The 24,637-nt window shown below is 63.2% G+C and carries 21 protein-coding genes and 1 tRNA gene; 13 read left to right on the forward strand and 9 right to left on the reverse strand.

What is annotated here, in order from left to right:
• The first annotated feature begins 1,458 nt into the window (after positions 1 to 1,458).
• The 3 genes from ACH196_RS17030 (at position 1,459) to ACH196_RS17040 (ending at position 4,713) form a co-directional block, all read left to right on the forward strand.
• On the forward strand, positions 1,459 to 2,436 hold the full coding sequence (locus ACH196_RS17030; RefSeq protein WP_396648103.1) for a tripartite tricarboxylate transporter substrate-binding protein: 978 nt from the start codon (positions 1,459 to 1,461) through the stop codon (positions 2,434 to 2,436).
• A 293-nt stretch (positions 2,437 to 2,729) separates the two neighbouring features.
• Positions 2,730 to 3,191 carry a tripartite tricarboxylate transporter TctB family protein gene (locus ACH196_RS17035; RefSeq protein WP_396648104.1) on the forward strand — a complete coding sequence of 154 codons (462 nt, stop codon included), beginning with the start codon at positions 2,730 to 2,732 and terminating at the stop codon, positions 3,189 to 3,191.
• A gap of 10 nt (positions 3,192 to 3,201) precedes the next feature.
• Positions 3,202 to 4,713 carry a tripartite tricarboxylate transporter permease gene (locus ACH196_RS17040; RefSeq protein ID WP_396648105.1) on the forward strand — a complete coding sequence of 504 codons (1,512 nt, stop codon included), beginning with the start codon at positions 3,202 to 3,204 and terminating at the stop codon, positions 4,711 to 4,713.
• 94 nt (positions 4,714 to 4,807) lie between these two features.
• On the opposite strand, the gene ACH196_RS17045 is transcribed toward ACH196_RS17040, so the two are convergent.
• From ACH196_RS17045 to ACH196_RS17065, 5 genes are all read right to left on the reverse strand, one after another.
• Entirely contained in the window at positions 4,808 to 5,110 is a 303-nt protein-coding gene (locus ACH196_RS17045) for a hypothetical protein (RefSeq protein WP_396648106.1), read from the reverse strand.
• 84 nt (positions 5,111 to 5,194) lie between these two features.
• Positions 5,195 to 5,395, reverse strand: coding sequence for a hypothetical protein (locus ACH196_RS17050; protein ID WP_396648107.1), 201 nt, complete (start codon positions 5,393 to 5,395; stop codon positions 5,195 to 5,197).
• 623 nt (positions 5,396 to 6,018) lie between these two features.
• On the reverse strand, positions 6,019 to 6,855 hold the full coding sequence (locus ACH196_RS17055; RefSeq protein ID WP_396648108.1) for a universal stress protein: 837 nt from the start codon (positions 6,853 to 6,855) through the stop codon (positions 6,019 to 6,021).
• 229 nt (positions 6,856 to 7,084) lie between these two features.
• Positions 7,085 to 7,169, reverse strand: a tRNA-Leu gene (locus ACH196_RS17060).
• A 64-nt stretch (positions 7,170 to 7,233) separates the two neighbouring features.
• Entirely contained in the window at positions 7,234 to 7,689 is a 456-nt protein-coding gene (locus tag ACH196_RS17065; RefSeq protein WP_396648109.1) for a hypothetical protein, read from the reverse strand.
• 219 nt (positions 7,690 to 7,908) lie between these two features.
• Between ACH196_RS17065 and ACH196_RS17070 the strand changes: the two genes are divergently transcribed.
• Entirely contained in the window at positions 7,909 to 8,121 is a 213-nt protein-coding gene (locus ACH196_RS17070; protein ID WP_396648110.1) for a hypothetical protein, read from the forward strand.
• An 83-nt stretch (positions 8,122 to 8,204) separates the two neighbouring features.
• On the opposite strand, the gene ACH196_RS17075 is transcribed toward ACH196_RS17070, so the two are convergent.
• Positions 8,205 to 9,758: a putative bifunctional diguanylate cyclase/phosphodiesterase gene (locus tag ACH196_RS17075; RefSeq protein ID WP_396648111.1), complete on the reverse strand. Its 1,554-nt coding sequence runs from the start codon at positions 9,756 to 9,758 to the stop codon at positions 8,205 to 8,207.
• A 192-nt stretch (positions 9,759 to 9,950) separates the two neighbouring features.
• Entirely contained in the window at positions 9,951 to 10,913 is a 963-nt protein-coding gene (locus ACH196_RS17080) for an alpha/beta fold hydrolase (protein WP_396648112.1), read from the reverse strand.
• A 220-nt stretch (positions 10,914 to 11,133) separates the two neighbouring features.
• On the opposite strand from ACH196_RS17080, the gene ACH196_RS17085 reads away from it, so the two are divergent.
• The 3 genes from ACH196_RS17085 (at position 11,134) to ACH196_RS17095 (ending at position 14,548) form a co-directional block, all read left to right on the forward strand.
• Positions 11,134 to 12,507, forward strand: a complete 1,374-nt coding sequence (locus ACH196_RS17085) for a calcium-binding protein (protein WP_396648113.1) — start codon at positions 11,134 to 11,136, stop codon at positions 12,505 to 12,507.
• Between the two features lie 368 nt (positions 12,508 to 12,875).
• Complete coding sequence (locus tag ACH196_RS17090) at positions 12,876 to 13,985, forward strand: catalase family peroxidase (protein ID WP_396648114.1); 1,110 nt, start codon at positions 12,876 to 12,878, stop codon at positions 13,983 to 13,985.
• 2 nt (positions 13,986 to 13,987) lie between these two features.
• The gene (locus ACH196_RS17095) at positions 13,988 to 14,548 is read left to right on the forward strand and encodes a cytochrome b (RefSeq protein WP_396648115.1); all 561 of its coding nucleotides are present in this window, start codon (positions 13,988 to 13,990) and stop codon (positions 14,546 to 14,548) included.
• Between the two features lie 74 nt (positions 14,549 to 14,622).
• On the opposite strand, the gene wrbA is transcribed toward ACH196_RS17095, so the two are convergent.
• On the reverse strand, positions 14,623 to 15,222 hold the full coding sequence (gene wrbA, locus ACH196_RS17100) for an NAD(P)H:quinone oxidoreductase type IV (protein WP_396648116.1): 600 nt from the start codon (positions 15,220 to 15,222) through the stop codon (positions 14,623 to 14,625).
• 170 nt (positions 15,223 to 15,392) lie between these two features.
• Between wrbA and ACH196_RS17105 the strand changes: the two genes are divergently transcribed.
• The 6 genes from ACH196_RS17105 (at position 15,393) to ACH196_RS17130 (ending at position 21,039) form a co-directional block, all read left to right on the forward strand.
• Positions 15,393 to 16,133 (forward strand): competence/damage-inducible protein A, encoded by a 741-nt coding sequence (locus ACH196_RS17105; protein ID WP_396648117.1) that lies wholly within the window; start codon positions 15,393 to 15,395, stop codon positions 16,131 to 16,133.
• Between the two features lie 87 nt (positions 16,134 to 16,220).
• On the forward strand, positions 16,221 to 17,057 hold the full coding sequence (locus ACH196_RS17110; RefSeq protein ID WP_396648118.1) for a universal stress protein: 837 nt from the start codon (positions 16,221 to 16,223) through the stop codon (positions 17,055 to 17,057).
• A gap of 100 nt (positions 17,058 to 17,157) precedes the next feature.
• Positions 17,158 to 17,655, forward strand: a complete 498-nt coding sequence (gene gpt / locus ACH196_RS17115) for a xanthine phosphoribosyltransferase (protein WP_396648119.1) — start codon at positions 17,158 to 17,160, stop codon at positions 17,653 to 17,655.
• Positions 17,656 to 17,784: 129 nt separating this feature from the next.
• Entirely contained in the window at positions 17,785 to 18,276 is a 492-nt protein-coding gene (locus tag ACH196_RS17120) for an NUDIX hydrolase (RefSeq protein WP_396648120.1), read from the forward strand.
• Positions 18,277 to 18,375: 99 nt separating this feature from the next.
• Complete coding sequence (locus ACH196_RS17125; RefSeq protein ID WP_396648121.1) at positions 18,376 to 19,917, forward strand: inorganic phosphate transporter; 1,542 nt, start codon at positions 18,376 to 18,378, stop codon at positions 19,915 to 19,917.
• A 90-nt stretch (positions 19,918 to 20,007) separates the two neighbouring features.
• Entirely contained in the window at positions 20,008 to 21,039 is a 1,032-nt protein-coding gene (locus ACH196_RS17130; RefSeq protein WP_396648122.1) for an AraC family transcriptional regulator, read from the forward strand.
• 41 nt (positions 21,040 to 21,080) lie between these two features.
• Here the strand turns inward: ACH196_RS17130 and ACH196_RS17135 are convergent, their stop codons facing one another.
• On the reverse strand, positions 21,081 to 24,503 hold the full coding sequence (locus tag ACH196_RS17135; protein WP_396648123.1) for a beta strand repeat-containing protein: 3,423 nt from the start codon (positions 24,501 to 24,503) through the stop codon (positions 21,081 to 21,083).
• Between the last annotated feature and the right edge of the window lie 134 nt (positions 24,504 to 24,637).

The raw sequence follows: 24,637 nt of genomic DNA on the forward strand, positions 1-24,637 counted from the left end.
TCCTCCGGACAAGGTCGGCATTCAATATGGAACATATAGGGAACATATGCAATGGTCCTAAGAAAATAATCCTTGGCGATGACGGAAAAGCGAGGTTGTTGTCACGCTGTCAGCACAACACATTGAAAAGGCTTTGATTTTTCGGGAGGGCGGCAGCCTGCCTCAGGGCCTTCCCGGCCTGGGCGTAAGGCCGGCCGGAAACAAAGTCATGCTTGCAAAACCAAGCAGGAACAGATGGTTAGCTGCAACCCGCGTGGATTTTCGCGAAACAAGCATGACCAAGCGGGCTGACAAAAGCCGCGATCGGGACAACCCGTGGCGCCGGGCATCGTATGACAAGCGGCGGCTTCCGTCGCCTCTTACCATCCCTGCCCTTGCCCCGGTCATGTTCACGCATCCTGGATTTTGGCTGCGGCTCGCCGGTCAGTAGATTCCGCACCGGTTTTGTAGCTTCGAGTGCGAGGCATGGATTCCCGACACTCTCCGCTCGCTTCGCTCGCTCACGAGGTCGGGAATGACGACAGTCATGGTCTGCCTCAGCTAATCTCCAACGTTGGCGATTATCCGAAACCAGAGATCATTGTCGTCATTCCCGACCTCGTGAGCGAGCGCAGCGAGCGGAGAGTGTCGGGAATCCATGCCTCGACGGTGGTGATATCAAAGTGCCAGCAGAATTTATCGCGGGCAGGCGTTGAGTCTTGCTTCGATCACCATGCGCAGATGTGTGAATAGGACAGCCGTAGAAGTCGACGGCCGCGACGACTTCGCCAATCGCCACCGCTGAAGATTTTCTGCATCGGCTTTGGCTTCGCGACCGTCGTGGCATGGATTCCCGACACTCTCCCCTCGCTTCGCTCGCTCACGAGGTCGGGAATGACGACAGTTATGGGCCGTTTTCGCTAGTCGCCGACGTGGGCGATTGGCTGTGGCTTTGACGATGTCGTCATTCCCGACCTCGTGAGCGAGCGAAGCGAGGGGAGAGTGTCGGGAATCCATGCCTCAACAGCGGTGAAGTCAAAGTCGGTGCAGGAAATCTCCCACAAGCAAGCTAGGGGGAAGCCCCATGCAACGATATGTGAATCCGATAGGTCCTTCACGGGGAGAAGGTGCCCGAAGGGCGCATGAGGGGCGGCAGCCGCTGGTATAATAGAACTCACCTCGGTTTCCACGCGGCTTTGGCCGCTCACCCCGAGCGAGCCGGCCCAATCTGTTCTTGTTTCGGTCCTGCCCAAAGCGTGATGTTGCCTGATGGGTGGATTTCCACCCATGGCGATGGCGTGATGTTTCGATTTCCACCCGGAATTTTGATTGCCGGCGGATGGCGGTTGCGAAAATTCCTTCGCGACATTGCATTTCGGTCATATTGCGTCATTTGCAATAGGACATAGCCGCCGGCGTGGGTGAGGAGTGCTTCGCGATCCGGGCCGGTGCATGCTTGAAGACAGGGAGGACTTTTTCATGAAAAAACTGCTCGCGACTCTTGCCGTCGCCGCTTCGTTCACGCTGGCCGCTTATTCGGCCGATGCCCAGACCTATCCGGAACGGACGATCACCGTGGTTGTCCCCTTCGCGGCGGGCGGCCCGACCGATACGGTCACGCGCCTAGTCGCGGAGGCGATGTCGAAGGATCTCGGCCAGCAGATCGTGGTGGAAAATGTCGGCGGCGCCGGCGGCACGCTGGGTGCCGGCCGCGTCGCCAGCGCCGACCCGGACGGCTACACGCTGCTCCTCCACCATATCGGCATGTCGACTTCGGCGACACTCTACCGCAAACTCGCCTACGACACGCTGAATGCGTTCGAATATGTCGGCCTGGTCACCGAAGTGCCGATGACCATCGTGGCGCGCAAGGATCTCGAGCCGGCCGACCTGAAAAGCTTGGTCGAATACGCCAAGGCCAATAAGGACACGGTGACGGTCGCCAATGCCGGCATCGGCGCCGCCTCGCATCTGTGCGGCATGCTGTTCATGTCGGCGATCGACACGCCGCTGGTCACCGTGCCCTACAAGGGCACCGGCCCGGCGATGACCGACCTGCTCGGCGGCCAGGTCGACATCATGTGCGACCAGACCACCAACACCACCAAGCAGATCCTCGGCGGCACCATCAAGGCCTACGCCGTCACCACGCCGAAGCGCCTCGACGTGCTGCCCGACGTGCCGACCACCGACGAGGGCGGGCTTCCCGGCATGCAGGTCGCCATCTGGCACGGCCTCTACGCGCCGAAGGGCACGCCGACTGAAATCACCGAGCGGCTGTCGAAGTCGCTGCAAGTGGCGCTGAAGGACCCCAACGTCGTCGCCCGCTTCGCCGAGCTCGGCACCACGCCCTCGCCCGAAGCCGATGCGACGCCGGCGGCGCTGAAGGCCAAGCTGGAGAGCGAGATCACCCGCTGGCAGCCGATCATCGAGGCCGCCGGCCAGTACGCCGACTGAGTTTTTCCTGCTGTCTCCCCGTTCGCGGGGAGACACCGCCCGGCCATCCTTCGGCTCGGCCGAACCGGCAGGCCGGTGGCGGAGCCAGATACCGGCGGGGACATCGCGCACGTTCCGAACCGTGCTCCGCCCTCGATCCTCCGCCGACACCTTCTCCCGGCAACAAGGGAGAAGCTTGCTTGCCGCTCCAATCGACCGCAGCAGCTTGGCTTGCGGGGATGACGGCACAAACGCCATCGGGCACGATCGTCAAGCGCCCGGTTCGCAGCATCGACATGACAGGGGGAGAAACGATGAATTCGCTGACTTTCGACCGGCCCAACGCGCTGTGCGGCGGGTTCTTCATTCTCTCCGGGCTCCTCTTCGGCTACCAGTCGCTGACGGTCGACCTGGGATCATGGCTGCGCATCGGCCCCGGCGGACTGCCGCTGGCGCTTTCGGGCCTGCTGGTGCTGCTCGGCGCCATCATCCTCGTCCAGGCGGCACGCACGGAAGGTGAGCCGGCCGGCCGCATCGCCTGGCGGGGCATGCTGTTCATCCTGCTGTCGCCGTTGATCTTCGGCCTCACCGTGCGCGGCCTGGGCTTTATCGGCTCGGTGTTCGTCACCTCGCTGTTCGCTTCCTTCGCATCCTACCGCATGAAGCTTTGGATGGCATTCGCGCTGGCCGTCGCGCTCACCATCTTCTCGACGGCGGTGTTCAGCTACGGGCTTGGGCTGCCGTTCGAGCGCATCGGCCCCTGGCTGCGCTGGTAGGAGGCGGATCATGGACCTGTTCTCGAACCTCGCGCTTGGCTTCGCCACCGCCTCGACGATCGCCAATATCGGCTTCTGCCTGATCGGCGTGCTGCTCGGCACCCTGATCGGCGTGCTACCCGGTATCGGCGCCACCGCCACCATCGCCATGCTGTTGCCGATCACCTTCCAGATCGGCGATCCCGTCTCCTCGCTGATCATGCTCGCCGGCATCTACTACGGCGCGCAATATGGCGGCTCGACCACCGCGATCCTGATCAACATGCCGGGCGAATCCTCCTCCGCCGTCACCGCGATCGACGGCTACCAGATGGCGCGCAACGGCCGCGCCGGCGTGGCGCTCGCCACCGCCGCGATCGGCTCGTTCGTCGCCGGCACCATCGCCACGGTGCTGATCGCGCTGTTCGCCCCGCCGCTCACCGCGATGGCGCTGAAATTCGGCGCCGCCGAATACACTTCGCTGATGGTCGTCGGCCTGGTCATGTCGGTGGCGCTGGCGCACGGATCGGTGATCAAGGCAATCGCCATGGTCGTGCTCGGCCTGCTGCTCGGCCTGGTCGGTCAGGACGTGATCTCCGGCGTGCCGCGCCTGAACTTCGGCCTCACGCAACTCGGCGACCAGTTGAATTTCGTCGCCATCGCCGTCGGCCTGTTCGGCATCGCCGAGATTCTCCGCAATCTCGAGGAAGAACGCACCCGCGAGGTGCTGATGGCAAAAGTCACCGGCCTGATGCCGACGCGCGAGGATTTCAGGCGCATGACCGCCCCGATCCTGCGCGGCACCGCGCTCGGCTCCCTGCTCGGCATCCTGCCCGGCAACGGCGCGGTGCTCGCCGCCTTCGCCTCCTATACGATCGAGAAGCGCGCCTCGGACCGGCCGGAAGAATTCGGCAAGGGGGCGCTGGCCGGCGTCGCCGGGCCGGAATCGGCCAACAATGCCGGCGCCCAGACCTCGTTCATCCCGATGCTGACGCTGGGCATTCCCGCCAATCCGGTGATGGCGCTGATGATCGGCGCGATGATCATCCAGGGCATCGTGCCCGGACCCAACGTCGCTGTCGAAAACCCCGACCTGTTCTGGGGGCTGATCGCCTCGATGTGGATCGGCAACCTGCTGCTCATCATCCTCAACCTGCCGCTCATCGGGTTATGGGTAAAGCTGCTGAAAGTCCCCTACTACGTGCTGTTCCCGACGATCATGGCGTTCTGCTCCATCGGCGTCTATTCGGTGAACTCCAACGTCTGGGACCTCTATGTCGTCGCCTTCTTCGGCCTGCTCGGCTATTTCCTGCTGAAACTGCGCTGCGAGCCGGCGCCGCTGCTGTTGGGCTTCGTGCTCGGGCCGCTGCTGGAGGAGAATCTGCGCCGCGCCATGATTCTTTCGCGCGGCGACCCGTCGACCTTCGTCACCCGTCCGATCAGTGCGTTGCTGCTGGCAGCCGCGGTTGCGGTGCTGGTGATCGTGCTCTTGCCTTCGGTGCGCAAGAAGCGCGACGAGGTGTTCGTTGAGGAAGAGGGCTGACGCGGCTCCTTGCGCCGCAAACTTCGGAATTCCCATCGCAGAAAACCCGGTCGCGACACCGCGATCGGGTTTTTTTTGCCCTCAACGGCCAGTCCTACATTAACGCGGCTTCGCAGATGTCGGAATATTTGCGGTCGTAGGTGCCCTGGCAGGCCGTCTTCAGCTTGGCCTGGTTCTCCGGCGACATCTTTGCGAAAGCTGCCTGGGCTTCCGCCGAGGCTTTTACCGTGGTCATGCTCTCATCGGTGAAGAAGTCGCGCATCCACTCTCCGGTCCAGAATCCGGAACCCGAATCGGTGGTTGCGGCCTCGTTCGCCGTTCCGGTCGAGGATTGGGCGAAGGCCAGGGAGGGAACAGCCAGCGAGGCCGCCAATACGGCAATGACGATATGTCTCATGTTGAGGGCTCCTTTGGAGGATGCCCCCCGCTGGGTCTCAACCAATAGCGCCGGAAGATGTTCCCTGGTGCAGCCGTCGGTGGATCAGGCAGCCTGGCGATGCATGACCGAGCCCTCGGCCGCATGCGCGAGCCAGCGGTCGACGGCGCCATCGAAGCTGCGGTCCATGGAGGCGATCTCCCGATCGGCGAATTCACCGTAGGCCATCCAGACGTTGCCGTCGCGCTGTGACACGGTCACTTCGAACTGAAGTCCGGCAATCGCTACGGTAACCACGCGTCTCATTGGACACCTGCCAAAAGTCTGGACGGACAGACTGGATAAAACCCGCCCCAACGTTCCCTAGGGTCATTTATGTGGGGTTTTGCAACGGAATGCAAGACGAAAATTCTTTGCGGGCGGCAAATTCGGTCATTTTTTTGATTATAACGGGCAAAATGCAACATTGTGTGTAAAATGCCAACATGGTGCGGACGACGGGAATCGAACCCGTACGGGCAAGCCCGAGGGATTTTAAGTCAATTTCTTCCCGTCCACTCTTGGGTCCGCATTGCGATCGGTGGCAGCATGCGGGCGCCAGTGGATGGCGAGGAGGAAAGGTCAGTCCTGCATTAAGTGATCCGCCACGATCCCGCCGCGTGCAGGCAGGGGCCGCAGGCCTTGGGCGTTTGGGGCGGGGTAGAGGCCAGCGGCCGGAACGGCCGGTTCCTCCCAGACGTTCGCGCCGGACAAGTTACACAAAATATGTAGGCGCGAAACAAACCCAAGCCGCGTCCGGGCCGCCCCGATCGAAGGCTATGGAGCGGCGCACGACCGGGCGGCGCTGGCCAAGGCACAGAAGGCGTTCGCCGAGGCCGCGAAAGAGGCTGACATCCTGATTGAGTGAAACGCCGACAAATGCCGCATCGTTAATGCGAGAGCAGCACCGAAAGCCTAGGATTGCTGATAACGCCTTCCGTGGCTCCTCCCAGCACGAAGTCGCGCATGCGGGAGTGGCCATAGCCACCCATGACAAGTAAACTGCAACCCTTCTGCAACGCTGTTTGCTGGAGCGTCTCGGCGATCGGGCAATCTTCGGCGGTGACTCGCACGGCTTCGGCTGCGAGGCCGCAATCGCGCAGTCTGGTCGCGAGCCGCTCTCCGGCGTCGTTTTGCTTCAGCGGCTTTTCATCCAGAACGGTGATGACCGATATACGCGATGCCCGTTCCAGAAAGAACTTTGCGTCGGCAACGGCGCGCGCGGCGACCCGGCTGCCATCCCAGGCGACGGCAACGTGTTCGATCAAGGGGATATCTGGCATCGCCGGCAGCAGGATTGTTGGGCGACCCGAGCCGAAAATGACAGCTTCTGCCATCATGCGAACTGACGCGTTGCCGGCCTCCCACGCGATCAGGCTGAGATCGAAATAGCGGGCATGCATCGCCGCAGCGTCTCCAAGCGAGACAAGAGGTGCGGCAATCGTATCTGTGGTTGCATCAATGGCAGCGGATGTGGCCTTTTCCTTGACGATGTCGAGCAAGTGCTCGCCGCTCTTTCGGCTCGCGGTCTCGGCCTTTCGGATCATTCCGGGCGTGTCAAGCAACAGGCGTGACAAGGTATTGGAGACATCCGGAATGTCTACAGCAAGCGCGAGAGCGTGAAGGCTGGCGCCGATCCCGGCGGCGAACTCGACGGCAGTCGAGGCGGCGGCGTCCGTATTCGGCTCTGGATAGGTGGCGAGGGGAAGGAATGCCTCGATCTTCATCGTAATTGTCCTCTGTACCCGGAAGCGTGACCCTCGCTTTTGCCTAATCCAATTGCGTCTATTGATAATACAACTATCGCCCGGGCCACGAAAGAAGCGGAAATCCTGATTGAGTGAGCCCCTACCCTCCCCGAAATCCTGCTCCGCGTACCCTCATGCGTACCCTAGGGCAAAAACGCCAGGGTACGTGCTAAACATCGACACATCAAATAACGCGGTGAAATCAATCTGGTGCGGACGACGGGAATCGAACCCGTACGGGCAAGCCCGAGGGATTTTAAGTCCCTTGCGTCTACCGGTTCCGCCACGTCCGCTTGGCATGCAGCCTTAGCGGAGCGGCGGCGGATTGCAAGGGGCGGCGGGCTGCCCGGATCAGGCTTACTTCGCAGGGGTGTCGGCCTGGCCGTTCATGAGCACCGGCAGCGACGCACCGAGACGAAAACTTTGGCCGGATGCAAAAGCCCGCGCATGGCTCTCGATCTCGAAGTGCCGCTCGTCGACCGCGCCCTTTTCCGTCAGGCGGACGATCCAGGCCGGACCTTGGGTGAGCAGTTCGACTCTGTTCGCCTTGCTGCCCGCTTCTGCGGCTTCCAGGCAGTCAAACAGCATTGGTACCCCGAACTCCGTCGCAGCCTGCAACACCTCGCTTTCGAAGTCCTCGAGCGCCAGATTGCAGTGCTCGTTGCGCGATCGGATACACTCGGCAACACGCGAGACATCGACGATACCGTCGCGTACGAAGGACCGCTGCACCTCAAGTCTCAGGTCTGCAAGCAGCCATTTCGGGAAGTCGACCACGGCATTTTCCTCCTGGGAACTGCCCATGCCGAACATTGCGCCATACATCCTCGCAACGCAAGCGGAAAATAAAAAATATATAGTTTTTTCAATTAGTTAGCAAACTTAGTCGATGTTGTGAAGCCCGCCTCTCAATCACTTTGCACTACATTGGAAAAGTATGTCTTTGTGTTCATGCAATCCCTTGACGCCACATCCGCCTGCTACCTATATAACGGCAATTACTCATTCTACTTATTTGCCGCAGAGAGCATAATGGCAGACTTGGAAAGGGCCGAACGCCTGCAGATCATGCTCAGCGCCGAGGAGTTGGGGGCGCTGGAGAATTTCCGGTTCAAGAACCGCATGCCGAGCCGTGCGGCGGCCGTGCGCGAACTGCTGCGGCGAGGCCTCGCCGGAGAGGGTTTCCTGCAAGCCGAGAGCGGCCGAAAATCGCAGGATTTCGGCGTGCTTGACCAGCCTGAATAGAAGGCGGCAAGATCAAACAGACGTGGAACAGCAGCCTTCGCCGGCAGCAATCCTCGATTTTCCAGACTGACCGAGGCGGACAGTCAGCCCGTAAAACTCCTCATGTCGCCCTTGGCCGAGGAAGGATCGAAGCAACGCGCCGCCTCTTCCGCCGACGCCAGGCCGCTCGACATCTGTCCCTCGCGAATGCCGGAGGCGAGCAGCATCGAATTGCCGGTCGACTGCGGAATGCCGTCGGCATTGACCGCCAGCCCCAGCCCGTGGCCGAGGCCGGCCAGCGCCCGCACCACCTTGGCGGCGTCCTCCTCCTCCATCTTCTCGACGAAACGCCGGTCGATCTTGACCTTGTCGAAGCCGAACTCCTGGATGTGATAAAGGTTGGAGTAGCCCGTGCCGAAATTGTCGAGGGCGATTCGCACGCCGGCGGCGCGCAGCGGCCCAAGCACCGTCTTGGCCGCGTCGAAATCCTGGACGATCAGGCTTTCGGCCACGTCCATCTCGAGCCTAGACGGCGCAAAGCCCGAGGCGTCCAGCACCTGAAGAATGCCTGCGGCAAGCTCACGGTCGCGCAGTTGCGAGGAAAGCAGGTCTATGGACAGCGTGATGTCCTTCGGCCACTGCCGGGCGGCAGCACAAGACAGTTCGAGCATGCGCCGCGCCACGGTGTGTATCAGCCCGGTCTCCTCGGCGATCGGCACGAAACGTTCCGGCGGGATTTCGGTGCCGTCCGCCGCCCTCCAGCTCGGCACCGCCTCGAAACCCAGCACACGGCCGGAAATCAGATCGACAGACGGCCGGAAGCGCGGCCGGATCAAATCCTTCTCGACCGCCACGCGCAAATCCCTCTCCATCCGGTCGCGCTCACGTACGTAGCGGTCCATCTCCTCCTCAAAGAAGCGGAAGCTGGAGCGCCGTTCGGCCTTGGCCCTGTAGAGCGCGAGGTCGGCTTTGCGCAGTGCCTCGTCGCCGGTGTGGCCGTCAGCGGGGAGGAGCGCGATGCCGATGGCGGTGCCGACCTGATGCAGGACGCCGCCTGTCATGATGGTCTCGTCAAAGCTCTGGATGGCGCGTATCGCGATGTTGGCGGCGGCCTCCGGCCCGATCAGATGCTGGGCCAGCACCACGAACTCGTCGCCACCAAGCCGGGCGACGAGGTCGCCGTCACGCACCGCCCGCAACAGGCGATGCGCGACGATGGTCAGCACTTCGTCGCCGATGTTGTGGCCGTAATTGTCGTTGATCTTCTTGAAGCCGTTGAGGTCGAGAAGCAGCACCGCATGCGAAGAGCCGGCTGCCGGCGGCGAGGCCGCCGCCATTTTCAGCGCTTCGTCGAACTGGCGGCGGTTGGCCAGCCCCGTCAGCGGATCCTGATAGGCGAGTTCGCGCGCCTGGCGCTCCGCCGCGATACGGCGACCGATCTCGCGCTTCTGGTCGTAGTAACGGCGGATGGCAAAGATCAGCAGCCCGACGGCCAGCACCGTGCCCAGCAGCAGCATCTCGTTGAGATCGATCGTCGCCTCCTGAGGTGACACACCGCTCTCATTGGCGAAGATATCGACTTCCAGAGCGACATAGCCGAGCACAAGCAGGACCGCGGCGATGACGCCAAGATCCTGAATGCTGACCCGATGCCTCACGATGAAACTCCAAACCCGCGATCCAGAAAGCCGGAACCTGTTTCCGGAGGGTAAAGCATCGGCCGCCATCTCCAGCTCTGGAAGCAGCGGGACATCGTCGCCGGGCCTCGCGTCCTTGCCTGCCAGGCGCGCTTGCGTCGCATCTTCGGTCCGGTGTTGTTTCAACGGCGCCTTCCCCGCGAGCGCAAGGGCCTATACGAACGCCTTTTCGGCCATGCGGCGGATAAATGCCTCAACACGATCGGGCAAGGCGAATTGCGGCATATGGCCCACGCCTTCCAGCAATTCCAGTTCGAAATGCTTGATCCGCCCGGCAAGCGGCAGCGCATGATCCTCGTGGCGAATGACCTGATCCGCTGTTCCGAACAGCACGCCGACGGGCATATCAAGTTCCTCCAGCCGCGCCTCATAGCGCGCGACTTCATGTTCCAGCGCGACGAAATCCATCACCGTCGCCTCGAAATGGCTGGGCCTCAGCCCAAGGATGCCGCCGCCTTCGATGATGTAGTCCTGCGGCGCAGCCTGCGGGCCGAAGACGAAGGCCAGCGTCTGCGGCGCATGTTTCATCGCCATCGGGATTGCCGTGGTGTGGGCGAGCAGCCGGCGCTTCAGCGGCGAACGGATGGAGAGCGCCGCAAACTGCGGCGGCGCTGCGCTCTCCTGATGGGTCACCGGCGACAGCAGGGCGAGCCCGCCAACCTTGTCCGGATGATCGAGCGCCAGGGCCAGCGCAACAGCGCCACCAAGCGAATGCCCGACCACCAGCGGCCGCTCCAGTCCGATTTCGTCGATGAAGGCGGCGACGATCGCAGCCTGCTCGCCGATCCGGCCGGTGGCGCCGCCGGCGCGCACCGAATAGCCCGAGCCGGGCCGGTCGAGGGCGAACAGGTGGAAATCGCCGGCCAGCCGCGAAAACAGCGTGTGGCGGAAATGGTGCAACTGCCCGCCCAGCCCATGCAGGAACAGGATCGGCCGCCCCTGCCCCGCCTCGACATAATGCAGGCGGTTGCCGGCTACCGTGACGAACCGGCCCCTGGCTGGCACGCGCTTCTCGGCTTCCCGCGCCAGCCGGCGGGTGGCCAGTATGAAGAATCCGAGCACGAGGCAGGCCGTCAGGAACAATAGAGCCAGAAGCCAGCCGAGATATTGAGCCATGCGCTCTCCGCCTTGCCGTCATGGATCGAAGCCGCTCAGGCGATAGCACGAGCCGCCGCCCGAACCAAACGCGCGGCAGCCGGCACGCTCCGTCGCCGGATCGTACTGCGATAAGTTTCGGCCGATGAAAGCTACTTTGGCTAATCCAAAAAGAATGACGTTGATACCCAGGGTTGAAAGTGTATACTTTGTTCTTCAATAAAACCGGCGGGAGGAAAGAATGGCGACATTCGGCGTTTCGACGCTCGACACGACGTTTTCGATCGATATGCGCGATCTGGTCTACAGTCAGTTATTGCCTTCGAAGGTCGACCAATACGGTTACGGCAGCGATTATCTCGGTGTGGGGCCTCTCGGTTTCCCCTACGGTGAACCGCCACCCTTGTCTGGGCACTTCTATGTCGAAGATTCCCTGGATTTCGGCGGTTCATTCACCTTCGACGAAGACGGGTCCGGAAACCTCGTCGAAATCCATGGCACCGTCGCGAACTACTTCTATGAAATCCTGTCCGTCAGCGGCGCTTTGACGGGATTCCCGATCGTAGCCGTCTCCATCGACGATTTCGCGGTCGACGTTTCGCAATTCCGCACACTTACGAACGAGCAACTGTCGGATCTGATCTTCGCCGGGAACGACAGCATCTCCGGCGACAAGGGAGCGGATACGCTTCTCGGCTTCGCCGGCGACGACGTCATCACCGGCGAAGGCGGCGCCGATGTCCTCTATGGCGGCGACGGATCGGACACCGCCGACTACAGCACGAGCACGGCGGTGTCCGGCCTCTATGCCAGCCTCGCCAACCCCTCCATCAACACGGGTGACGCCGCCGGCGACGAGTACCACGACATCGAAAACCTCAGCGGCAGCGACTTCGCCGACGCGCTGAACGGCAACAATGGGGCAAACGTCATCAGCGGCGATGACGGCAACGATACGCTGAAAGGTTACGGCGGCGGCGACGAGCTTCGCGGCGGGACCGGCAACGACGTGCTGATCGGCGGCGCCGGCGGTGACAAGCTGTCCGGTGGACTGGGCAGCGACACCGCCTCCTATGCCGGCGCGACCGCGGGCGTTTATGCCAGCCTCGCCAATGCCGCGATCAACACCAAGGACGCCGCGGGCGACAGCTATCAATCGGTCGAAAACCTCACGGGATCGAGCTACGCCGACCGGCTGAACGGCAACGCGCTCGACAATTTCATCGATGGCGGCGCCGGTGACGACATTATAAAAGGTTACGCCGGCAACGACACGCTGATCGGTGGCGCGGGCAGCGATGCCTTCATCTTCAACACAGCTTTGGACGACGCCGGCAATGTCGACACCATCGCCGATTTCGACTTCACCGATGACACGATCCAGCTCGACGATGCCATTTTCACCCTGGTCGGCCCGGCCGGGACCCTGCAGTTCGGAACATTCCGCGCAAACACGAGCGGCGCGGCGCAATTGACAACCGACCGCATCATCTACGAGAGCGACACCGGAAAACTCGTCTACGACGCGGACGGGACAGGCAGCGGCGCGGCGGTCCACTTCGCTACGCTTGACCCGTATCTGTTCCTGCAGAACGTGGATTTCGTGGTGATCTGAACTTGCCGCGACGCAAGCCGAAGAGCGCGTCGACACGGAAAGCAGACAGGGCCGCGAGCGATTGTCGCTCGCGGCCCTCGTTTGTCGAACAAAGTACCCCGTTGCAAAAAAACGCCGCCCCCACCACCAGCAGCGCGACGATCCAAGTCGGCACGATCGACAAAGTTTCCCTCGACCACTCTCGGCGAGCCCTAACTTAGTGCCGCCGCACCAACTCGCAAGCACCATGGGCGGAGCGGAAAGAGCTCCCTGCCATCCGCCTCCGGCGTGCATTTTCGCAATCGTCGATCGCACCGGCAAAGACACTGGCACCGAGTTGTGAGAGAATTTCCGCGTGCGATTGGTCGACGGATCTGGAAAGGCACCAAATGGCAAACAACGACAATGAGTGGCTACCCTCCGGACGATACAGCCTGTCCGGCCACATGCTGCCTCTTGCCGGCATCGGGGTCATACTTCTTGTGGCGGTCGCCGGCTACGCATGGGCAGGCGGCTGGTTTATGCCGGGCCGTCTTGACCAGAACGCGGTGGTGGACACGTTTCAGCAAGTCAACGGCGTCTATCCGGGTTTCCGCCGCAACCACGCGAAAGGTGTCTGCGCAACAGGCTGGTTCGATGGCAATGGCAATGCAGCACGGCTTTCAAGGTCGCCGGTTTTCGAAGCGGGAAGATTGCCGGTCTTCGGCCGCGTGGCGCTGGCCGGCGGCATGCCCAGCATAGCCGACGGGCCAGGCGCGGTACGCAGCATCGCGATCAACTTCTCGCTGCCGGACGGCGAGGCCTGGCGCATCGGCACGATCAACATCCCCGTCTTCCCGATGAAGGACCCGCAAGCCTTCCACGAACAGCTGCTGGCCACCGCACCGGACCCGGCCACCGGCAAGCCTGATCCGGCGAAGGTCAAGGCATTCTTCGATGCGAATCCCGAGTCAGCCAAGGCGCTCGAGATCATAAAGGCCTACACGTTCTCTTCCGGCTTCGCGGACTCCACCTATTTCGGGCTCAATGCCTTCCGCCTGGTCGACAGTGCTGGTGTCTCGACCCCCGTGCGCTGGTCGCTGGTGCCGGTCGATGCGGTCGCGCCGGAAGCACAACCAACTCCCACCGACCCAAACTATCTGTTCGACGGCCTCAATGCCCGCATTGCCCAGGCACCGGTCGAATGGCATCTGGTGCTCACTGTCGGCCAGCCCGGCGACCCGACCAACGATGCGACCCTTCCCTGGCCGGCGGATCGCGAGCAGATCGATGTCGGAACGCTGACGCTGAATGCGATCGAACCCGAGGCGCCCGGCAACTGCCGTGATATAAATTTCGATCCGCTCGTGCTTCCAGACGGGATAGAGCCTTCCGACGATCCCCTGCTTTCGGCGCGCTCGGCTACCTATTCGGTATCTTTCACCCGCCGGGCGCGTGAACCGCACACGCCAAGCGCCGTCGAAAGCGGCGCGGCGTCACCAGCCGGGAAAGGATCCTGATCATGCCGACCAAATTCCCGCTGCTTTTGCGCCTTCTGCATTGGCTGATGGCGATCATGATCCTGGCCATGCTGGCGATCGGTATCGCCATGGTGTCTTCGCTGGCTTATTACCACGACCTTGTCTCGATACACCGGCCCCTCGGCATCCTCATCCTGGCCCTGGTCGCGATACGCCTGGTCGTAAGGTTGAGCCGGCCGGCTCCACCGCTTCCGCGGGACATGCCGCGCCTGATGCGCTTTGCTGCCCATGCGTCGCACTGGGTGCTCTATGGCTTGCTGTTCGCCCTGCCGCTGGCCGGATGGGCGATGCTGTCGGCCGCCGGCTACCCGATTGTGCTCTACGGATCGCTCCATCTGCCCGCGATCATGCCGCACAGCGATGGTCTCTACGCAATTTTGCGTCCGCTTCACACGCTGCTTGCCTTTGCGCTGTTCGCCGCTTTCCTGGCGCATTTCGGCGCGGCGCTCGCGCATGGGCTGATTTTCCGCGACGGCGTACTTCAGGCAATGACGTTCGGAAGGGCGCGCGCTCCATCCGCCGATCCCACACGCCAGATATAGCCTCTCCAGGAAGACCCGCTTGGACGGCGTCAAGACAGGGCGGCCACGGCCGCCCTGTCTCCTTCCGCCAAACTTCAGCCGTGCAGCTTGGCGGCGATCTCGGCGACGCGCTTGCCCTGGAATTTTGCGCCCTCCAGTTCCTGGGCGGAAGGCTGGCGCGAGCCGTCGCTGTCGCTGGTGGTGGTCATGCCGTAGGGCGCGCCGCCGCGCACCACGTCGTTGCCCATCTGACCCTGATAGGCGTAGGACAGCGGCACAATGATCATGCCTTGGTGCTGCATGAAGACCTGGGCGTTGATCAGCGCAAGCTCGGCGCCGCCATGCTGCGTGGCGGTCGAGACCATCACCGATCCGACCTTGTTGACCAGTGCGCCTTTCATCCACAGCGGCCCGGTCTGGTCGATGAAGTTCTTGAGCTGCGCGGCCATCGAGCCATAGCGGGTTGACGCGCCGAGGATGATGGCATCGTAGTCGCCGAGTTCCAGCGGGTCGGCAATCGGCGCTTCCTGGTCCAGCTTGTAATAGGCGGCCTTCGCCACCGCCTCCGGAACCAGTTCAGGAACCCGCTTGATCGTCACGTCGGCTCCGGCCTCGCGCGCGCCTTCCGCGGCAGACTTCGCCATCTGTTCCATGTGTCCCCAGCTCGAATAATAAAGCACCAGCACCTTGGTCATTGCTCTCTCCATCAAAAATTCGTTTTGCGACTGTTCGCCGGGACGAAGAATGGCGGTTCGACGCGTTCATTGAAAGCGGGCTGCCAGCCGACACATCGTTCACCGTTTTCGCACCATTGCTGCTTTCGCTGCGCCGCGCTATCTCCAGCAAGCAACATTTGGGGGCCTCCATGGCAGAAACCGTCAGCGCAGCGATGCTGGCCATCGGCGACGAGATTCTGTCCGGGCGCACCAAGGACCGCAACATCGGCCACCTCGCCGACATCCTGACGGCGGTCGGCATCGACCTCAAGGAAGTCCGCATCGTCGCCGACGACGAGGACGACATCGCCGACGCGGTGAATGCGCTACGCGGCCGCTACGACTATGTCTTCACCTCCGGGGGCATCGGCCCGACCCATGACGACATCACCGCCGATTCGATCGCCAAGGCGTTCGGCGTTCCCTGCGAGCATGACGCCAGGGCGATGAAATTGCTCGGCGAGCATTATGCCAAGCGTGAGATGGAATTCACGGAAGCGCGCCAGCGCATGGCGCGCATGCCGCGCGGCGCCGAGCACATCGACAATCCGGTATCGATGGCGCCCGGCTTCCGCATCGGCAACGTGCATGTCATGGCCGGCGTGCCTGCGATCTTCCAGGCCATGCTCGACAATGTCGTGCCGACGCTGCGTACAGGCCAGAAACTCATTTCCGCCACCGTCCACTGCCCGGTCGGCGAAGGGGTGATCGGCGGGCCGCTTGGCGATATCCAGAAGGCGCATCCCGACACGATCATCGGCTCCTATCCGAAATATCGCGACGGCTCGTTCTGGACCGAACTCGTGATACGATCACGTTCGGCCGACGCACTGGAATCAGCCCGCGCAGAGGTTGAGGCCATGGTCAGAAGGCTGGCCCCGGCGGGGTGACGCGGCCCGGACCGGAACCATGACGGCAGGCGCGAAGTTTCTTTTCAGGACCCGCGATGCGGGCCAAGCAGATCGAGGGAGCGTCTCATGAGCTACAAAACGATCGCCGTCATCCTCCAGAGCAAGGAAGACGCCCAGCGCGTGCTCGATTGCGCCGTTCCGCTGGCGCAGGCCTGGGGCGCGCATCTTGTCGGCATCCATGCCGAGCCGATACCCGTTGCCTACAGCGCCGCGGTCGGCTTTCCCGATGTCGGCGTCATCGAGACGGCGACGGAAGCCGCGGCCGAGCGCACCAAGGAAGTCGAGGCTCTTTTCACCGGCCGCACGAAGGCATCGGGCCAGAGTTTCGACTGGCACAGCGTGACGAGCTTTTCCGGCGACAGCGCCTATACCGGGGCGACTCTTGCCCGTGCCGCCGATCTGGTGATTGTCGCGCAACGCAATCCGGAGTGGGCGAGCGACGACGCCCCCAGCATCGAGGGCGTTCTCTATGAATCGGGGCGCCCGGTGCTGGTGGTTCCCTATGCCGGCCCCTTGACCCAATCCTTCAACCGCATCCTCGTCTCCTGGAACGGCAGCCGGGAAGCGGCCCGCGCCGTCTTCGACGCACTCCCCTTGATTGCGGAAGCAGGTTGGACCGAGATTTTCGTCGTCGATCCTCCCGAGGATGCGGACGAAGTGGGCGCCAGCGCATCGGCGCTGGCCGCAGCGCTTTCCCGTCATGGAGCAGAAGTCACCGTGGCGACTGAACAGTCCCGCGGGCGCGGCGTCGAGGAGGTGATCCGCGACCGCGTGGCCGCGACGGGCGCCGATCTTCTGGTGCTCGGTGCCTACAGCCACTCGTGGCTGCGGCAGTTGCTGTTCGGCGGCGTGACCCGGTCCGTCCTGCACACCATGCAGGTCCCCAGCTTCATGTCGCATTGACCGCGACTAAGGCTTGCCAAGGCGGGCGACTCACCGCTAATTCAAAACGCATTCCTCTTTCGTTTGGCGCGCGAACCGCGCGCACAGGAGTGCGTTTTCGATGTCTCTTCCGGAAAAAGCCTTTCCCGTCTCGTGGGACCAGTTTCACCGCGACGCGCGGGCGCTCGCCTGGCGGCTGGCCGGTGCCAACACGCAGTGGAAGGCGATTGTCTGCATCACGCGCGGCGGCCTTGTCCCGGCAGCGATCATTTCGCGCGAGCTTGGAATACGCGTCATCGAGACCGTCTCCGTCGCCTCCTACCACGACTATACCTCGCAGGGAGAACTGGCGATCCTCAAGGAGGTCACGCCGACCCTGCTGGAGAACGAGGGCCAGGGCGTGCTCATCGTCGACGATCTCACCGACACCGGAAAAACCGCGGCAATCGTCCGCGCGATGATGCCAAAGGCGCATTTCGCCACTATATACGCAAAGCCCAAGGGTCGGCCGCTGGTCGACACCTTCGTGACCGAGGTGTCGCAGGATACCTGGATCTATTTTCCGTGGGACATGGGTTTCACCTACCAGAAACCTATCGCGGACGATCACGCGGGCTGAAGCCGTGGAAATTGGCATGCCTTGTTTGCAACCGTTTGCCAGTTTCCACATTTTTTACTTTTCTTACGGATAATTAACCGTAATATTCGTGAGACGGCAAACGAATCCCGGGCGGGGTGGGCACTAGAAATGGACATCGGGCACAGTAGGCGGACTCGTTTCGCCGACAGGGTGAGGCGCCTTCTCGGCGGCGCGCCTTGTCGTGTGCAGGTGGCTGCCTTGCCGTGGCGCAAGGGACCCGACGGCGTCGAGATCATGCTGATCACCAGCCGCGATACCGGCCGCTGGGTGCTGCCCAAGGGCTGGCCCGAGGGCAACGAGGCGCTCTGGGACGCAGCGGCGCGCGAAGCCTCGGAGGAAGCCGGCATCGATGGCGCGATCGCCCGCTCCGAACTCGGACGCTACTATTATGCGAAGCTGCAGCCGTCCGGCGCTGAAAAGCGCTGCGAGGTGCATGTCTTCCCCATGGAGATCGACCAGGTGAAGGACAAATGGCCCGAGCGCAAGGAGCGCCGTCGCCAATGGTTTTCGCCGCTGGAAGCCGCCAGGAGTGTGCGCGAGCAGGACCTTGCAGATCTGATCTCCCGATTTTCCTTGAATCCGAGACGTTCCGCCGCCTGACCAGTCCGGAAACATTCTCCCGACATGGTTGTTCTCCCATTCTGATCGCCGACGCCGCCGCGGGCGGTTGATTCGACCATCGTGCAAGAACAGGCCGCAATGGCACGGACCGGCGCATCTCCGCGCAAAACAACGCTGGACAAGGATCTCGCCCGCCTCGGCGAGGTCGAGGAGGCGACCAACGTCGTCGCCAGGGGTCTCATCGCCCCTGGCCTGGCTTTGCTGTTCCTGGTCCTCGCCGCATTCCTCACGTCGGTAATGACCGGCGGCGAACCGCTGACAGTGGTCATCGTCGCTGCGGCCGCGATCGCGGCCTACATGGCGCTCAACATCGGCGCCAACGACGTCGCCAACAATGTCGGGCCGGCGGTCGGCGCCAAGGTTTTGACCATGGGCGGGGCGCTGGCAATGGCGGCGGTGTGCGAGACCGCCGGCGCGCTGATCGCCGGCAGCGACGTGGTCGACAGGATCTCCGGCGGCCTTGTCGTGCCGGCTTCGGTCGATGCCCCGGCGCTGATCCGGGTCATGCTCGCCGCCCTGCTGTCCGCGGCACTGTGGATCAACCTCGCGACCTGGATCGGGGCGCCGATCTCCACCACGCACTCGATCGTCGGCGCCGTCATCGGCGGCGGCGTGGCCGCCGCCGGTTTCGGCTCGATCAACTGGGCGACGATGGGCGCAATCGCCTTGAGCTGGATAGCGTCGCCGATCCTCGGCGGCATTATCGCCGCCGCCTTCCTGGCTTTTATCGAGTCGGCGATCATCTACCGCGAAGACAAGATCGCGGCGGCGCGCCTCTGGGTGCCGCTGTTGATCGCGCTGATGGCAGGATCGTTCTCAACCTATCTGGCGCTGAAGGGGCTGCAGAATTTCGTCACCTTTTCCGGCTTGACGCTGGCGATGATCGGCCTGGCCGGCTTTGTTTCCATCTGGGCCCTGGCTCACCTTCAGGTACGAAATGCCTCGCGGTGGATGGAAAACCGCAACCAGTCGCTGAAAAAACTGTTCCGGACGCCGCTGATCATTTCCGCCGCGCTGCTCTCCTTCGCTCACGGCGCCAACGACGTAGCCAACGCAGTCGGCCCGCTGGCGGCAATCGTGCGTGCCGCGGCGCCCGCAGATGCAGCGGCAGGCGCGGTCCCACAGTGGGTGATGGTGATCGGAGCACTCGGCATATCGGTCGGCCTGCTGCTCTACGGGCCGCGTCTCGTACGCATGGTCGGCGCGGAGATCACCAAACTCAATCCGATGCGCGCCTTTTGCGTGGCGCTGTCGACGGCGCTGACGGTGATCGTCGCCTCATGGTTCGGTCTGCCGGTTAGTTCCACCCACATCGCGGTCGGCTCGGTGTTCGGCATCGGCTTCTTCCGCGAGTGGTACATCGCCAATTCCACGCAGCGCCGCCGCTATCTCGAACGCCGCAGCGCGGAACGCCTTGTCCAGAAGGTCGCGTCCGGCAACGCCGAAACCGCGGACGATGACGAGGACGACGCCGCGACTGTATCGCGGGAGGAAATCGTCCACCGGCGGCTGGTCAGGCGCTCGCATGTCATCCGCATCGTCGCTGCATGGGTCACCACGGTGCCAATCTCCGCAATTCTGTCGGCAGTCCTGTTCCTGTTGCTGGATGCCTTCGCCTGACTATCCCGCCCGGGTTCCTGCGTTCACACCGCCGCTAGGATCGGCCTCCGATATCCTCTATCGTGACCGCCGTTCCGAACGGTCCATCGCATGCAGAAGCTGTTCCTCACCTCCGACGCGCTGCCCCCCGGTGCCGACAACCGCGCGAGGATCGCTTCGTGGCAGGACGCCTATGGCGATCGTTTCGGCTCGGTCGGCATGTCCTACCGCAAGGATGCGCCGTTTTCGGCGAACTGCCTGCTCGCGGCCTTCGGCGCTCTCGGTTTCATGAGTTTCAGCGGGACTCTCGAACGCGTCTCGCGCACCTCGCTGAATGTTGCTGCCGATCCGCGTGGAGACTTTCTGCTCGGCTTTCCCGCCGGCGGCGCCGATGCCATCGTGATCCAGCGCGGCAGGGAGATGCCTTGCGGCGCAGGTCAGGTGGTCATGACATCGAATGCCGAACCGATGGAAACCCGAGTAGGACCGGGAACCGCCATCTCCTGGCTCGGGTTGAGCGTGCCGCGCGCAAAGCTGCTCGACGTGATCGCCGGCGCTGACGATCTGGTGTCGAGGCCGCTCGATTCCGCCGCGCCGGCCATGCGCCACCTCATGCGTTACCTCACCATGCTTGCGGCGCCGGAGACGGCCGACGGCGATCCCGCCCTGGGGCTTCACGTCGAACGGACCTTGCTCGATCTCGCCGCCCTGGCGCTGGGCGTACGCGGCGACAACGCTCACAACGCGCGTGAGCGTGGTCTTGCCGCCGCCCGGCTTCAGGATATCCTGGTCCTGATCCGGGAAGGATTTGACGACCCGGGTTTCGCAGCGGCCGATGTCGCCCGCCAACTGCGGCTGACACCTCGCTACGTGAACGCGCTGGTATACGAAACCGGCCACAGCTTTGCCGAGCGCGTCATGGAACTGAGGCTGCACAAGGCACGGCGGATGCTGGCGGAGGCGCGTCACGACCGGCTGAAAGTCATCGACATCGCCTTCGCCTGCGGCTTCAACGAGGTATCCTATTTCAACCGCTGTTTCCGCCGCCGGTTCGGGGCCACGCCGTCCAGTTTTCGCGGCATGGACACCAGCAACGGTCCCGACGGTTCGGGAGCGACAGAGGCCACGTCCTGGCAAGGCTGAACATCGCCTGCCGGAAGCGAAGCGCCGAACCATCCATACCTCTAAACGACGTTGAAATCGGCCGCCGTCAACGCAGGCTGTCCGGTCAGCGTCGCGAAATGGACAGCGGCAACACCGCCTGCTCCGTCGGCGTCGTAGAACAGTTTTCCGGTATCGCTCTCATAGATGATGCGGTCGCTGGCGTCGTTGGCGATACCGCTCGTATTGATGCGGAACGCAGCACCGGCAAGCACGCCGCTCGGCAGAGCCGTGAACACCGCATCCGACAGCAGGATGCGGTCGTCGGCTGAATTGAAATCGGCGATCGTGTCGACGTTGCCGGCGCCGAGCGCGGTTGAGAAGGCGAACGAATCCTCGCCGCCGAGCCCGAACAGCGTGTCGGAGCCGGCCTTGCCGTCGATGCGGTTGTCACCGGCATTGCCGGTGACCTGCTGGCCGAGCGCATTGCCGGTGAGGTCCAACGATGCCGTGCCGGCGCTGTTCGTCGTCGCCAGATGCTCGATATGCGCCTTGGAATCGAGCACGTAGTCGACATTGGCGAGCACACGGTCGGCGGTGCCTTGGCCCGAGACCTCCACGACGGTGGTCGCGGCGCTGTAGACGAGATAGGTATCGTTGCCGCCGAGGCCCCGCAGCACGTCGCCAGCCCCGCCGCCGTCCTTCAGCACGTTGACGCCGGCATTGCCGACGATCTCCTGCGCCAGCGCGTTGCCCGTCAGGTTGATCGCGGTCGTGGCCGAGGCGCCGGTGGTGGTCAGAAGCTCGATGTCGTCATCTGCGGCGAGCGTGTAGCTCACGCGTGCCATCACCCGGTCGGCGGCGCCGTTCTCCACGATCTCGACCACCACGTCGCTCTGCGTGTCAACGATGTAGACGTCGTTGCCGAAACCGCCTTCCAGCCGGTCCGCGCCGCTGCCGCCGTCGAGCACGTCGTTGCCGTCGGCTGCCGAGATCGTGTCGTCGCCGGCGCCGCCATTCACCTTGATGGCGATCAACGCGCCGAGCACGCCGGTCATGGTGACCACGTCGTCGCCGTCGCCAGTGTTGAGCACGAGGGCTTCGCTGGTGCCGATATCGATTGTGAACAGTTCGGGATTGGTGCCCTGCACAAGCACCCGGCCGTCGCTGCCGGAGATCAGGAAGACCTCCGAGCCGCCATTGCCATTGACTTCGACCGTATCGGTCCCGTCGCCACCTTCGACCAGGTCGGTGCCGTCGCCAAAATTCCAGATGAAGCGGTCGTCGCCGTTTTCGCCGAACATCTGGTCGTTGCCGACGCCGCCGGCGATCACGTCGGCATCGTCGCCGCCGGCGAGGAAGTCGGCGCTGGCGCTGCCCTTCAGCGTGTCGTTGCCGGTGCCGCCATTGACGACCACCGCGTGCAAGGCGGCCGAAGTATCGACGCTGTCATTGCCGCCAAGTGCATTGATGGTAACACCGTCGGTCACTTCCAGCGCCGTGACCAGCACCTTCGCGGCAAGGCCCGAAACCGTGATGTTCGACGAGCCGCCTGTGACCTTGACGGAATCCCCGCCGTTGGTACCGTTGATGTTGACTTGGTCGATCGCGGCATCGCCGGCGGTTCCGCCCAGCGTGCCTGAGAGATCGACCACAACCTGCTTCACGTCGGTCCCCGATAGGTCGTTGACATTGATCGTGTCGGCACCGCCCAGCGCATGGTGATCGATCCGCTCGACATCGTCCAAATCCATGGCGATGTTGGCGATGTTGCGCGTGAACAGCACCCGCCCGCCATTGGCGGAAATGCCGATGATCTCGTTGATGTTCGAGCCGTTGAAGGTCATCGTGTCCAGGCCGTCCTGGCCTTCGACTATGTCGTTGCCGTCACCCGGATCCCACTGGAACCGGTCGTCGCCGGCGCCGAGCACCGCCAGATCGTTGCCCTGCTGGCCGTCGATGAAATCCTCGCCATCGCCGCCGATCAGGAGATCGATGCCATTGCTGCCAAGGATCGTGTCGTTGCCCTCGCCGCCATCGGCGGTGACGGTGATCAAGGCGGCGAGATTGCCGGTCATCGATATGGTGTCGTCACCGTCGCCCATGTTGACGATGAGGTGTTCCGTCGTTCCGATGTCGAGCGCGGAGGGCGTCGGATTGAGCCGATCGAGGCGCACGCGCGTGCCGTTGGCGGTGACCGTAAACTGTTCAGAGCCGCTGCTGCCATTCACTTCGGCCGTATCGGTGCCATCGCCGCCCTCCATCAGGTCGGTGCCGTCACCGGAATTCCAGATCATGCCGTCATTGCCGGCCTCGCCCAGCATCTGGTCGCCGCCGATGCCGCCGATCAGGATATCGTTGTCGTCGCCGCCCTGGAGGATGTCATTGCCGTTGCCGCCCTTCAGCGTGTCGTCGCCGGCCCCGCCATTCAACACGACCGCGTGCAGGGCCGCACCGGCATCGACGAGATCTTTACCGCCGAGCGCATTGATGCGGACGATGTCGTTGGCTTCCAGCGTGGTGATCTTCACAGCGGCCGCGACGCCGGCGACATTGATGTTGGAAGCGCCGCCAGTGACCTTGATCGTTTCGGCACCATTGGTGCCGGCCACCGAGACATCATCCACCGCGGCATCGCCGGTGGTGCCGCCGATGGCGCCGGAAAGGTTGACCTCGACTTGGCTGACGTCGGTGCCGCTGAGATCGTTGACATTGATCACGTCGGCGCCTCCGAGCGCCTGGTGCTTGATGCTCTCGACGTCGTCCAGGTCCATGACGATGTTGGCGATGTTGCGCGTGAACAGCGCCCGCCCGCCATTGGCCGATATGCCGATGATCTCGTTGATGTTGGAACCGTTGAAGGAGAGCGTGTCGAAACCGCCCTGCCCTTCGACAATGTCGTTGCCGTCGCCGGGATCCCACTGGAAAACATCGTCGCCTTCGCCCAGCAAAGCCACGTCGTTGCCCTGCTGACCGTCGACGAAGTCGTTGCCGACGCCGCCCAGCAATTGGTCGGCTCCATTGCTGCCCAGGATCGTGTCGTTGCCGGCGCCGCCGTCAACGGTGATGCTGATCAGCGCGGCAAGGTTGCCGGTCATGGAGATCTTGTCGTTGCCGCCGCCCATGTTGACGACGAGCGATTCCGTCGTGCCGATGTCGAGGAACGACGGATCGGGATCGATGCGGTCGAAGCGCACGCGCGTGCCGTTGGCGGTCACGGCAAACGTTTCGTCGCCGCTGCCGCCATTGGCTTCGGCGGTGTCGATGTCGTCGCCGCCCTCCATCAGGTCGGTGCCGTCGCCGGAATTCCAGATCATGCGGTCGTTGCCGGCGCCGCCTAACATCTGGTCGCTGCCGCCACCGCCCGCCAGCGTGTCGTTGCCGCCATTGCCGTTCAGAACGTCATCACCGGCACCGGGGCGCGCGCCGCCGTCAGCGGCGACAGTCGGGGAAACGAAATCGGGAGTGATGGTCTCGTTGGCGTCGCCGCCGGTGAAGATAGCCATGGGTTCAGTCCTCGATCAGCGGCGCAACATATGGCGCCGGATGCGAACCGCCGATCGGCTTGCGGGCTCGTCCCACGCGCGCCGGGTATCGGTTCAGGAATGGTCAGACGGATAGGAGTCCGCCCGCTCTGCAA

This window comes from Mesorhizobium sp. IMUNJ 23232 (assembly GCF_044326205.1).
In the GTDB taxonomy this organism is placed as follows: Bacteria; Pseudomonadota; Alphaproteobacteria; order Rhizobiales; family Rhizobiaceae; genus Kumtagia.